The 13,197-nt window shown below is 37.3% G+C and carries 8 protein-coding genes; 3 read left to right on the forward strand and 5 right to left on the reverse strand.

The genetic code is table 11. The annotated features are described in order from the left end of the window. Positions 1-30: 30 nt before the first annotated feature. The 3 genes from GCU39_RS10010 to nikB are packed head-to-tail and all read right to left on the reverse strand — an operon-like array spanning position 31 to position 2,591. Positions 31-819, reverse strand: coding sequence for an ABC transporter ATP-binding protein (locus GCU39_RS10010; RefSeq protein WP_152393375.1), 789 nt, complete (start codon positions 817-819; stop codon positions 31-33). Between the two features lie 30 nt (positions 820-849). Next, entirely contained in the window at positions 850-1,668 is an 819-nt protein-coding gene (nikC, locus tag GCU39_RS10015) for a nickel transporter permease (protein ID WP_152393376.1), read from the reverse strand. A 26-nt stretch (positions 1,669-1,694) separates the two neighbouring features. Next, a complete protein-coding gene (nikB, locus tag GCU39_RS10020) occupies positions 1,695-2,591 on the reverse strand; it encodes a nickel ABC transporter permease (RefSeq protein WP_152393377.1) in 897 nt (298 codons plus the stop codon). A 756-nt stretch (positions 2,592-3,347) separates the two neighbouring features. On the opposite strand from nikB, the gene GCU39_RS10025 reads away from it, so the two are divergent. From GCU39_RS10025 to GCU39_RS10035, 3 genes are all read left to right on the forward strand, one after another. After that, the gene (locus GCU39_RS10025; protein WP_193726854.1) at positions 3,348-4,250 is read left to right on the forward strand and encodes a stalk domain-containing protein; all 903 of its coding nucleotides are present in this window, start codon (positions 3,348-3,350) and stop codon (positions 4,248-4,250) included. A 273-nt stretch (positions 4,251-4,523) separates the two neighbouring features. Next, on the forward strand, positions 4,524-4,997 hold the full coding sequence (locus tag GCU39_RS10030; protein WP_152393379.1) for an RNA polymerase sigma factor: 474 nt from the start codon (positions 4,524-4,526) through the stop codon (positions 4,995-4,997). Further along, positions 4,987-5,640: a DUF4367 domain-containing protein gene (locus GCU39_RS10035; RefSeq protein WP_193726855.1), complete on the forward strand. Its 654-nt coding sequence runs from the start codon at positions 4,987-4,989 to the stop codon at positions 5,638-5,640. The genes GCU39_RS10030 and GCU39_RS10035 overlap by 11 nt, the downstream gene beginning before the upstream one ends. Before the next feature lie 619 nt (positions 5,641-6,259). Here GCU39_RS10035 and GCU39_RS32570 read toward each other — a convergent pair. Both GCU39_RS32570 and GCU39_RS10045 read right to left on the reverse strand, forming a co-directional pair. After that, on the reverse strand, positions 6,260-6,460 hold the full coding sequence (locus GCU39_RS32570; RefSeq protein ID WP_152393381.1) for a DUF7695 domain-containing protein: 201 nt from the start codon (positions 6,458-6,460) through the stop codon (positions 6,260-6,262). A 704-nt stretch (positions 6,461-7,164) separates the two neighbouring features. After that, positions 7,165-13,080 (reverse strand): ATP-binding protein, encoded by a 5,916-nt coding sequence (locus tag GCU39_RS10045; protein ID WP_152393382.1) that lies wholly within the window; start codon positions 13,078-13,080, stop codon positions 7,165-7,167. Positions 13,081-13,197: the final 117 nt, after the last annotated feature.

Here is a 13,197-nt window from a genome sequence, read left to right on the forward strand (position 1 = left end):
TGCAAATAATAATTTGGATTATTTTCGTTGTTATCTGCTGTTTAATAATTCTCGGGTATAGGGATGCTCAGGATTCTCGAAAATCTGAAACACACTGCCCGACTCCACAATTCGCCCGGCCTTCATGACATGAACTATATCCGCCAGCTCTGCGACAACACCCCAGTCATGGGTGATCAGGAGAATGCCAAGTCCGTTCTCTCTGCGAATCCGGTCCAGCTCCCGCAGAATCCGGGCTTGGACAATCATGTCGAGCGCCGTCGTCGGCTCATCGGCAATCAGTAAGCGCGGACCGGAGACTAGCGCCAGCGCGATCATGACCCGCTGGCACATCCCTCCGCTTATCTGAAAAGCATACCGGGTCATGAGTGCTGCCGGATCGGGCAGTCCTACCCTGGCAAGCTGGACAATCGCCAGCGCCTTGGCTTCTGCCCAAGAGACCCGGCGGTGCAGCCGGATGGTCTCGATCATCTGTGCCCCGATGCTCCGCACGGGGTTCAGGGCATTCATGGGGTCCTGAAAGATGACCCCCATTTCCCTTCCACGCAGTCTGCGAAGCTCGCGGGGCGAGCACGCTCGCAGATTCACTTCGTCCAGCCAGATCTCCCCCTGCGCCACTGCGCCGGGGTAATCAAGCAGGCCGAGGATTGACAGGGCGGTGACGCTTTTTCCGCTGCCGCTCTCACCGACCAGCGCAGCAATCTGCCCCTGCTGCACCTCGAAGCTGACATTCTCAGCAGCTGTAATTACCTTGCCCGGCGCACGGAAGGTAACGCTCAATCCGTTAACGCGCAGCAGCGGCGGCTTCTCTACTGTCATGCTCCCCCTCCTTTTCCCTTCATAGAATCCTTAGTGCATTCGGCCATCTGACTTCAAGCCTTCCCCCAAGAGATTAAATCCCAGTACCGCCAGCAAAATCATTAGGCCGGGAAACAGCATCAGACGCGGCTCTGTCTGCATATAAGGCCTGCTGTCATTCAGCATGACACCCCATTCGGGGGCTGGCGGTTGAACGCCTAATCCGAGAAACGACAAACCCGCAAGAGACAAGATAATCGTTCCGACCTCCATCGAGGCGAGAACCAGAATCGGACGGGCGGCATTCCCCAGGATATGTTTTATCATTATTTTCAAATGCGACGAACCGGACGCCTTGGCAGCTATGATGAAATCCTGCGCCTTGATTTGCAGCACCAGACCGTGGATGATCCGGGCATGTCCTGTCCACCAGACTGCCGAAAATGCAATCAGCAGATTGACCGGCCCAGGCCCCAACATGCCTGTTACAGCCAGTGCCAGAATCAGATTGGGAAAAGCCAGCAGCACATCAACAATACGCATGATGAGCTGATCCGTCTTGCCTCCAGCATAGCCGGCAATCAAACCGACTGGAACGCTGATGGCGAGCACTACACCAAGCACAATCAGTGCATACAGCAGCGAAGTACGTGTACCGTAAATCAAGCGGGACAACACGCAGCGGCCTAGGTGGTCAGTACCCAGCGGGTACTCCCAAGACGGCAGGCTCAGCCGGTGATCCATATGAATCTGCAGCGGATCAGAGGGGACCAAAGAGGGAGCAAACACGCCTATCATGATGAAGGTCAGCACGAGTCCGCCGCCAGTCCAAACCGCAATCTTTTTCCCAAGCGGGCGATAACGAATCATCCACCTCTCCTCCTTCTTTAAAAATTTCAACCTAGCCTGATCCGTGGGTTCAACAGGGCGCTGCAAGCATCCACCGCAAGGTTCACCAGAACTACGATCACAGCCATTAGCAGAACATAGCCTTGAATCACCATATAATCCTTGGCAAAAATCGCTTCAACCACATACCGTCCAATTCCCGGCCAGGCGAATGCCGTCTCAATGATTACCGATCCGCCCAGCAGTCCGGCGATATTCACCCCAAGCAGCGTTACACTCGGCAGCAGAGCGTTGCGCAACGCATGCTTGATAACCACCGTCCATGGCCCCAGGCCTCTAGCCATCGCTGCCCGAATGTATAGCTGGCCCATGGCTTCGAGCATGCTTGTTCGGATGAGGCGGATATAGACACCCGCCAATCCAAAACCCAGCGTCAGGGATGGCAGCACCAGACTGGACGGGCCATCCAGCCCCAACATCGGGAATAACTTGAGTTTAACCGCACCGTAGTAGATCAGGAGTAGACTTAGCCAATAACCCGGCATAGATACGCTGAGCAGCGCAATTAGGCGACCCAGCCGGTCAATCAGTGTATTCGGGTATAGTGCGGAGGCAATTCCAAGCGGCAGCGCCAACCCGACGCCAGCGATCAGCGCACAGACTGCCAGCAGTACGGTACCCGGAAGCCGGCTCAGCAGTTCTGTCAGCACCGGGCGACCGCTGCTGTAAGACTGTCCAAGATCCAAATGAAACACACGATTCAGCCAATGCCAATACTGTATGTATACCGGCCCATCTAGTCCAAGCGTATGACGGGTAACGGCTATCGCCTCCGCCGTAGGCTTGACGCCATCTACCCGCAGCAGAATCTCTGCGGGGTCACCAGGAGTTAAGTGCATCAGCCCAAATGTAATCGATGAAATGCCCAGTAATACCGGGATCATCTGCAACAGGCGTGGAAACAGGAATCGTAAAATTATGACCACATCCCATTCGCTTTAATCGTAACGATTACGATTATAGCATAAAGTTTTAAATTTGCTAGTCTAAAATATATATTTTGTCGAATGTTGTAATATAAAGAGAGACCCCTTCTACCTTATATAAATGGAGAAAGAGTCCTCTTAGATACCTGCATATAGAATAAGTTCTTACAGATAAGGTGATCAATAGCTAGCGAATACTAGCCCAAGCCTAATCCATACATCCACTACTACCTCACACCCGTTGACTAGCAGCGCGATCCGATGTACTCCCGGAAATTGACGGAGGGCTATGAGATTAGTCTAGCGGTGTGTGCGTGTACCCGCCAATCTGCTGCTAGTCAGAGAGATTATTTCTTTTATTCCTATCGCCAGCAAAAGATATGGTTTCTTGTTTTATTTCCCCCTTACTCAAATTATTAATCCGTCGAATGAGGCCATTATCACCATGATTATTGTGATTCTGTCACATCTTACCCTTCATTTGAGCTGCCAGATTTTTTTTATTGCATCCTGTACTTGTTTTTTAACAGAAATCTATCTGGTATTTGTTAACATAAAGTGTACGAAAAAGTTTCTTTAACCCCCCTTAGATGGATAAGCTAAAGCCGAAAATCGTTATAAAAAATATCATCTTTCATGCAACATTTCCACTATGTCAGTTGTTTACACAGTATGAACCAATTGATCGGTTCGAGACGAAAGGAGAACTTAACGATGAAAAAACTTTCTACAGCCATTATGGCCTACACACTTGCGCTTACATTACCGATGACTGCACTTGCCGCTAATGCACCGAAAACCGAGGTTATTGCCATGCATAAGGAGTATCAGATTACCGTGAATAAAAATGCGTTAAAAATGCAACCGAAAGTGATCAATAATGTCACCATGGTGCCGGCTCGTGCTATTTTTGAGGCCCTTAACTTTACTATCAAATGGGATGAAAAGAAGAAGGAACTCCATGCAGAAAACGGAGAGAGAGCAACCGATTTTGTGATTGGAACTGACAGCTACATTGCGTATAGCACTCATTCCATTGGAATGACCGCCCCCACTTCCCTTGGTGCTGCTCCTGTTGCAATCAGTGGCTTCGTATATGTTCCTGTAGAACTGTTCCGTATTATACTTGATAATGAAAATGCCGTACTTGTAAAGGATGGTAAAATCAGCATTAATGCTGCTAAAGTAAGCAAAGAGACCGACAAAAAAAGCACACAGATTCCAAATCCCTTTGTGAACTATAACACTGTGGAGGATGCAAGAAAGGCAATGGGTGTAGATTTTACGGTTCCTTCATTGCTTCCGAAGAATTACAAACAAGACGATATTTCTATCACGAATGACACTGAGATGAAAATGGTACAGATTGTTTACCGGAATGGGGAAAATAAACTATATTATCGTGTATCGCAAACCTCCGGTGACATTAGCGGTGATTACAACGAGTATGAGACCACAAAAACCGTCTCCATAGGAGAGTTAAAAGTTACACTGAAAGGAGATAAAGGACTTGCCTCCATTGCTTCTTGGGAAGCAAATGGCTTCAACTATTGCTTGATGGCAGATATTGCACTCTCCGTTGAAGAGGTAACCACCCTTATTGAAAATATCAAATAATTCATTCCGATACCAGTTATAACGACCCGGAAAATCTACCATTTCCGGGTTTCTTGTTTGTGATGAATTCAGAGAAAGTGAGCGCTTATGAAGAATTATCCCATCATACTACGATCTTCCTTTAAATGCCTTTACAGGATTAAAACATGTTTAAATTATATCATTTATTTATTTCGTCTTTTCTTTGGGGAATATATTTACTTAAGTAGTGCAACACGTAGCCTTCCAAGACTTGATACTAATAATATGCACTCGCAAGTCAATCGATTTAAAATGCTGAGAGTAGAGATTGCATTAAAGGAGCATGGTGATGCTATCTTGCGATTATCCTATTCCTATCTTCATAATATATCTGATGCCGAGGATATCTTGCAGGAGACCTTGCTCAAGATGCTAAAAAAAGCGCCGGTTTTTGAATGCCTGGAACATGAAAAGGCTTGGTTATTGAGGGTAGCCATCAACTTATGTAAAAATAAAATTAAATATAACCAACGACGACGATGGGAAGAATTGTCTGAATCCCTCTCTTGTGAGATATCGGAGGACCTCTCCTTTTTGTGGGATACTGTCGGATCGTTGCCAGTTAAGTATCGAGAGGTAATCCACCTGTTTTATCAGGAGGATATGACTACCATAAAGATAGCCAAGTTGCTCGATAAGCAAGAGTCTACTGTCCGTTCCTTACTGTACCGGGCCAGAGGCCTTTTGAAAGATAAATTAAAGGAGGTGTATGATTTTGAAGAATAAGTATCAACAGTTGCAGGATATGATTTGTGTAACATCGGATATGGAACAAAGGATTTTGACTCGTTTAGTCCAGACAGAGCAAAGTATATCCGAGTTGAAGAAGCCCGTTTTGTTTCGTATTCCCCTTAAGTATGCAATTTCCATATTTGCCTGTTTAGCCCTTGTGGTTTGTTTTATGACGGTTAGGCCCTATTTAATAACACCGGACACTCCCACACCACCTATACTAACCGTCTCGCCTGTTATAGATTATGAGAATCTGTCCGATTTATCTAAAAATCTTTCCTTTCCTCTTTATGTTCCTTCGAATATACCCAAAGATTATTCACTGGAATTCAGTTCAATTATGTTTGAGAAAACCGCTCAACTCATTTACTCAGATAATAGTGACATAATTAAGTTCCAGATGACAAAAGGAGATCTTGATGAGAGAGGAGATTTTACTGAATATAAGCAGATCAAAATAGTACCTTCAGACCATGGGAAATTGACCATTAAAGGAAACAACGACCTATTTTCTGTTGTATCATGGTCGCAAAACGGTTTTTCCTTCTCAATTTCCACCAGTAAGCCCCTGTCACTAAAGACTATGGTTGGATTAGCTGAAGGTGTTGTTCCATACTCGTCCCAATATGCCCGTTAGTTCAATGAACAGATAAGAACCCGCAGTGAGGCGAGTACCTCCACTCAACCATCAATTATGATTAGATAGTTATCGGTCAGATATCCATGTTCTTGTCATTGAGTTAGGACAAAAACTTATATACTTAAAAAAACAAGCCGCAAATTATGCGGCTTTTAATGTTACTCTGTTCTTGTCACCCGACACTATTATGTCAGAGGAACAACATAAATTCAGATGGATTTATTTTCACTACTACTGTTCGAAAGAAAATCAAACCTATTTCTCAGGCACGTGCAAATAAAATGGTGTGCTATTGTTGGGGTCCCGCCAGCTAGAATTCATGATACAGAAGATCATTTGCAACAGTTATGTACGAAAGGGACTGACATCGATGTTATAAGACAATTACTCAATCATCAAACAATCAACTCCACTAAGATCTACATTGAAGATAAATTGTTCGAAACTCGATAATTCAGATACCTATAAATGACTCTATATTCGCTTATGTGAGAACTTTTCGTACAAAGTGAAGGTGCTGAAAAGACAAGGGGTTTCATCACTTGATGAAACCCCTTACTGTTTTAATAAACATTACTCGGTTACAGTCTCGGTCCATTAATAGCCACCAAATCCCCTATTCTTTAACCATAATAGATATCTCTTCATAATCGTCGAATGACCCAATGCGTTTTAGATATTCTGTGCCTCCATCCACACCAACCTTGCCACACTCACACATCCTAAGGTCATGAACATCTATAGATTCTATGATTTCTAAACGATGCTCGCATCGAACTTTATTACGAATAATTTTCGATTTCACTTCTCTAACCATCCCTTAAAAGACATGCAGGCTTAAATAGCATTCATCCATATTCTATCGCAATGTCAGTGTTTCTGTCCTATTGTTATTTGACCAAGGAGCAATAGCCGCGATTGACTCGATCACCTTCAATACGGATATTAGCAAACGCATATGATTGTTTTCCAGATCAACAATTAAGAAAACCATCCAATCGGGGGACAATTATCCCTTTTCAGGTGATAACCCTGACCCTCAGAGTAATGTCCCGCTCATCCATTCCATCACCGTAATACAATCGGGTAACCACTACGGTTTCTCCATGTTGATTTTGCGATGTGAGAGAACCTTATGTTCTTCTTTTTCGAAATCAGATAATTGCCGTTGAACCTCAAAAGCAATATCGCCCCTTTTCTTCAGTGGGGCAAATTTACACTTTCGATTTTACCAAACGTCAGAAATTAGAGCAGGCTACTCTTCGTTATCTTTAGTCATAATGCCCCTTTAAAGCGTTGCTATAGCGCCAACCGGACTGACCTTATCAGAATCGATAATCAGTAAATTCAGTTCCTTTAAGAATTTCGACCTTCCCAAATGTTCGGCTGCTTTCAAATAGCTTAACTGTTATGCCCGTTAATGTAATGGTTAGACATTTTCAGCAATCCTTTTTGGACATTCCAGCAAAGTCTGGATTTCCTTTTTCAATAGTCTGTTTAACATTAAATTCTGATAAAAAACTAATTTAGTTTTGGCATCATTTCTATTTTATCAACTTTATAATCTGTCAGCCCTTCTTCTTTAACTAACCTATCTATCAATGCTTTTTCACATAGCCATCTCCCCATTAACGGCTGCCTAAAATAATGTTCTTGTATAGCTTCTCTATTAGGGCATACATAACGCTCAAAATACATAACTGTATTCTCCTCTTGATCTTTCCATACTAGCGGATTATCTTTGGAAGGGTATATATTTAATGCCTCTTTTATTAAGGGTGATGGATATAACATTGTATTTCCATATATAAATACACTTGTTCCAACAATTTCATTCGTTAGACAAACTCCATTATCATTAAGATACTCTTCTTCTATTATAAATAACCCTTCGTCTTTTTCTAATAAATTTGAAACTACTCCTCCTGGATTCAGTGATTTGATTATAGATGGATCTTTAATCAAAATATTGTTTTGAATTATTTTAGCTGTTTCTGTAAAAACAACTCCCTCTTTGCTTCCAACTGGATACCAAATTACTCCACCAATAACATACATGCCTTCAGGTACTTCTTTGTTTACAATCCTTTTTAAATATGGTTTGCATTTCGATAAAGATCCTTCTTCAATATATATTTTTAATTCTTTCTCAACATTCCATTCCTTTTCATAGGTAATTTTCGGTACTTCCGAAATTATCCAAGCATCGTCTGTATTCAATAGAGCTTGTGCTTTTATAGATAAAGGAATATACCCCCATCTATTCTTTTTCTCTTCACCATATAAAACTTTCATATCTAAATCCGTATAGGATTTTGGGTAAAGCATAGAATCCCCAGCTCTAGCTGCATTCTTTAAATTCGGATCGCTAGTTATAGACTTCTTATTCATCAATAAATATCTAATATCATCATAAGAATCAAAAGTTAATTCTTCCATTACTCGTAAAAAAGTTTTTACTGTGCTACTTAATTTGGATTTATCAATTATTGATGGATACTCGTTAACTATTTCATAGCGAATCTCTTTAGCATCATACTTGATTTCCATTTCTTTGTTATCACCTAAAATGGAAGCATATGTATTGATAATTGAATATAGTTGAATTTTTTTATCTAATTCATTTGTAATTTCATATTCTTTTACAATACAAGGGTATATAACATTAAAGCCTTCCAAATTTCCTTGAGACCATCTTTCTGATAATTTTATTAAATATTCCTTCTGCTCGTTAGTATATAACTCCCAAGAAACTGACAAGTACTTAAATATCTCTGGATATTTTACAATAAGTAACTGTAATCCCTGTAAGCAGATCTCAATTCTATGAATGTTTCTAGTTATAACTTGTTCCATTAGAATGTTACAAACAAGTTCTTTAATATCTTTAGGTTCTGGTAAATAGTTGGTCGAAGGAGTTACTTCAAAATTAAATTTTATATGTCCACACCCATCTATCCACATGAAGTGGCATTTTAATTCCTCATCAAACATATATTTCACAAAATCAATAGATAATATATCTCCTACATATTGCAACAAAAACTCCATATTAGAGCTACAAGTAAGATAATTATCATCGTCCTCAAGATTTTTTATATTATATTCTGCCAAATCCCATAAAAAATCTTCTTTTAATATATTAATATTTTTTTCCACAATATTTGTGCACCCTGAATTTTCCCAAGAATAACTTTCTAATCTATTTAAGGTAATTTTACCAAATTCTTCGGCAATATCCTTAGAAATCTCACCACGGCTTTCTAGAACACTCCAAGCAATGTTAATTGAAGTCCATCTCATTAAAGAATCGTTTTCATATTTTAAAAACTCTACTATTTCTTCCAATTTCATTTCGCTTAGAATGATTTTTAATTCATTTTCTTCTAATTCTCTTTGTGAATCATAATCCGTTTGATTTTGTGTTTTTACATATTCCTTACTTTCTACATAAAGAGCAACCTTTACATGTTCCAGTGACACATCTAACAAAAGGTTTTCAATTTCTTCAACGCCAAGTTCCTTACCCTTATTTACACATTTAAAATAAATACGTTTTAATCCTGCTCGATCATCATTGTGATACCAAGATAATATCCCACAGCTTAATATCCAAATAGAAATTATCTCTTCAATATCAACAGCAATATCCACCAAATCAAATAACTGATCATATAATATATCTAATGAGAAACGAAACTCTTCATCTATTTGTCTAGCTTGCCATATATCACGAATTCCGTTTTTTACCGCAGCAGTTGCGATTTCATTTTGTATATCATAGGAAGCTCTATTACTGCCTTTTATATCCGCTAAACTAGATAATTTATATAGTTCTAAACCTCTAGTTTTCCATTCTTGTGAATCTTGTTTTATTATCTTTTTAAAATATTTAAATAAAGGCCATAAAGCATGTTCCTTATGATCTATGTAACTAACCACATCCCATTTTAACTTTTCATTAATTTCACCCATGAGTTCTGGTAGTACTACTTCACCATATTTTTTAAAACACTCATGAGTTTCTTCAAAATTACTTTCTAAAAAAAGCTTTTCTCCCTTTACTCCATATAACTCCAGCAAGTATTTTTTTACAATATCATTTTTTTTGTTCTCTATTAGAAAATCCAATATGATAGTTTTATAATGCATCCCCAGTAAATTATGTTCAAACAGATGAGTTTCCAGTAAAACATATAAAGCTTCACTTTCAGTACGTTCAAAAATTGCTCTATGATTTAAAGATACAAACAATAAAATATTAAACCCATCTTTAAAATCAAAAGTTCTTACTTTTCTTGTTTTATAGTTAAAAAATTCTTCGTAACTTTTTAATATTATTTTTGAGCTAGAACAATCAATCTTTCCTTTATTAGCCTCTCCTAGAGTTCTTCCGATCAAAAAACCATGACGAATTAGAGTACTTAAATATTGATAATCTTCATCTTTATTTTCAATTTCATCAATAAAACTGTTTATTAAATTCATCCCTATTGAAACATCTTTATCTATCTGTTGGTATCCTACAATGATTGATAAAAGTATCGCACTCAAACTAGTGTCGTTAGTGATATATTTGATTTTATTAATCTCATCAATATCAAAAAAAGATACATTCTGTTTATTGTAAATTAAACAAACATAGGCTAATAATGTATCATTTGTGAGTTCTCTATCTTTGGTTATTTTTTGTAGTATATCGTTATACTCATCAATTTGCTTACTAAATAAAATCTCTAATAAATTTTTTTCTATACAGCGATATGAAACGCCGCCGTTATACACCACTTCAAGAGCTTCATCTGTTTTATTCATTTCTAATAAATATTCAAAATAAGTATCATTAAATATTAAAGAAGCTTTTATTTCTTCTTTAGAATGTATAGATTTGTCTATTTTAGTATAAACACCTCCCAATTTTGCAACTAAGCAAGCCCACTTTTTTATGATTTCTTCTATCAAGTTTTGATCAAAAATAAAATTATTTATGTCAGAATTTATTGTATTAATAAATGAAGATGGTGTTAAATCTTTAATCCATAAACTGAAGGTAGAACGAGCTCTAAAATTCGAAATTGAATCACTATAAGATAATAAATCCTCACAAAATACCAACATCTGTCTATATTTTTCAAGATTCTCTTTATTTAATTCTTCTACTCTTAATTCAAATGAATTTAACATTTTAACATATGATTTATCTTGAAGTTTATAATCTCTTTGATAATATTCAAAATAACGGAAATGTTGATACAATGTGGTTATAGCAAGGTACACGCTGTGATATGTTTTCCAGTCTCTTAATTCTATAGCTGATTGATAAGCTAAAATTGCATATTCTTGCAAGGTTCTTCTAGATATCCCATAGGCTAATGAATGCATTACATACTCCATATTAAAAACTTTTGAAATTAATTCTTTTTTATCGGCACTTATTAATAAAGGAATAAGATTTATCAAACTACCATAGCTACATTTATTTTCTATGTAATATTCAGCTAATTGAAGAGCAATACCTTTATATTTGGAGCTATTACTGTTATTAGCCATTAAAAAGACTCTAAAATCATTATGGAATAAAGCATATTCATTTTTATTATTAGTTTTTTGAACTAATGGATAAAGTAACTCCAATAATTCATTCCAATCCTCTATAGTTAGATTTCCTTTAATTGCTTTACTTAATACTTCTGAGTTTAATCTACCATTTAATAATATAATCACACTTGCAACGACTTTATCAGGAAAGGAAATCCCTAAATTTCTTTTATTTAAATAATCTGATACATATCTCCAAATATGACTATAGTAGTTTGTAATATTTGAATTAACATGTTTTATATCTAAAATTTTTCTGAAGTCATCAATTTTATCACAGCTTTTAGCTTCTTCAATAGCAAATACTACTGATAAATTATTTCCTTTTGTTTTTTCAAAAATAAATTCTGCTAATATATTTACATCTATATCCAGACTTATCTCTTTTTGATTAAGTAACTCTTTAATATCGCCTTGTAAAAGAGTGGGCATCTGATAATGTTTTACATATTCAGTTTGTTTTTTTAACCATAATGGATAGTGGTCATAAAACTGTGCGGGCTGTCCAACAATTACTAATACTACACCTTCTGGAATTTCCTCCGGACTAAATAAGCTATCTAAAAATGTTATTTCATTTTGGGCTCTTGCAGCATGATCAATGCCATCTATACAAATAATTGTTTTTTCCCTTGTTTTTTCATATAAAATCTTGGCTAAGCGAATCACTTCATTACGCATTTGTTCAACTGTGCAAAGCGCATTCGTTACAGGAATTTCATATTTATTTAACTCCCCTCTAAAATGCCTTCTTAATTGAATTAACAAGTCATTCCATAGTGAGTCCTGTTTACATAAACCTGTATCAGGATTATAAAATTTTTGTTCTGGAGATATTGGTTTAAAAGTATGGTATCTAGCTTTTAAAAAATTGTGTTTTAACTGTAAATAACTAACAATACTTGTTTTGCCACTTCCAGGTTCACCTGATATCCATATCACTCTTTGATTATTCTCTCTAATATTTAATATTAAATCGTTAGCAAATTTTTGACGACTCTCAAAAAAAGGTGTTGGATAAGGTAATTCATGTTCCCCGTGCTCTAAATCATTATTTAATGATAAAGCATCAAATACAGTTTCAATTGTAACTTCAACGTTATGCTCTCTTCTTGTTGTAGTCCAAATCCTCAAATTTGAGCATAGTTTATCAAATAAACCTTTTGCTATTATCTGATTACAACTAAAAGTATTTTGTAAGGATTGAATCATAGAATTTTCTAATTCTTCTAAAGAGCCCTCATTAGCTCTAATTTGAATAGCTTTCAAGAAGTCAATAACAATCAAGTCTTCGTTACCAATCGCTTTTATTAATTCTCTCCATTGGCTTTTTAAATCATCATTTTCTAATAAATTTTCGATATCTTCAATTGAATTTGCATTTGCAAGATATGGTTGTATGATGCCTAAAAATTTTTCTAATGGCAAAGCAATATATTCTTTACCATTGTAGGTTCTTGTTGTTTTGTTCTTTCCCAAATTTCTATTAGTATATAAAATTGGTATTATAACCTTTTCATCTGTTTTTTTTGCATCCTCCCAGCCTAAGGCTAATGCTTTAATTAAACTTACTTTCTCCTTTCCATTTTCTTTTGTTGTTTCTATTAGCTTCGAGAATGTCAAATTTCCTTTTCTACTATCCCCTATTTCGTGTTTAACTTGATAACATAATTCTTTTTTATCCGCATATCCAACTACTACATCATCTATTGTGTTATATGCATCAGATTGAAATGTCACAAAAGATATATTGTTATCTGGATTAATCATTTTAATAACTTGTTCTAAACCCACATACCATTCATACCAATACGGATTTCCAATACCTGGTATCGCCATTTCGCCCTCCTAAGAAATATTTTTTTATTTTTGGAACGGCTACTCAATTAACTTGAGATATGCTTCAATTTTAAATTATCCACTAACCACTATTATTTTTTAGTAAATAGAAATGTA

This window comes from Paenibacillus guangzhouensis (genome assembly GCF_009363075.1).
In the GTDB taxonomy this organism is placed as follows: Bacteria; Bacillota; Bacilli; order Paenibacillales; family Paenibacillaceae; genus Paenibacillus_K; species Paenibacillus_K guangzhouensis.

Excerpts from the sequence above, each read along its gene's own strand:
- GCU39_RS10010 (WP_152393375.1), bottom strand. The coding sequence starts at position 819 with ATGACAGTAGAGAAGCCGCCGCTGCTGCGCGTTAACGGATTGAGCGTT.
- nikC (WP_152393376.1), bottom strand. The coding sequence starts at position 1,668 with ATGATTCGTTATCGCCCGCTTGGGAAAAAGATTGCGGTTTGGACTGGC.
- nikB (WP_152393377.1), bottom strand. The coding sequence starts at position 2,591 with ATGATCCCGGTATTACTGGGCATTTCATCGATTACATTTGGGCTGATG.
- GCU39_RS10025 (WP_193726854.1), top strand. The coding sequence starts at position 3,348 with ATGAAAAAACTTTCTACAGCCATTATGGCCTACACACTTGCGCTTACA.
- GCU39_RS10030 (WP_152393379.1), top strand. The coding sequence starts at position 4,524 with ATGCTGAGAGTAGAGATTGCATTAAAGGAGCATGGTGATGCTATCTTG.
- GCU39_RS32570 (WP_152393381.1), bottom strand. The coding sequence starts at position 6,460 with ATGGTTAGAGAAGTGAAATCGAAAATTATTCGTAATAAAGTTCGATGC.
- GCU39_RS10045 (WP_152393382.1), bottom strand. The coding sequence starts at position 13,080 with ATGGCGATACCAGGTATTGGAAATCCGTATTGGTATGAATGGTATGTG.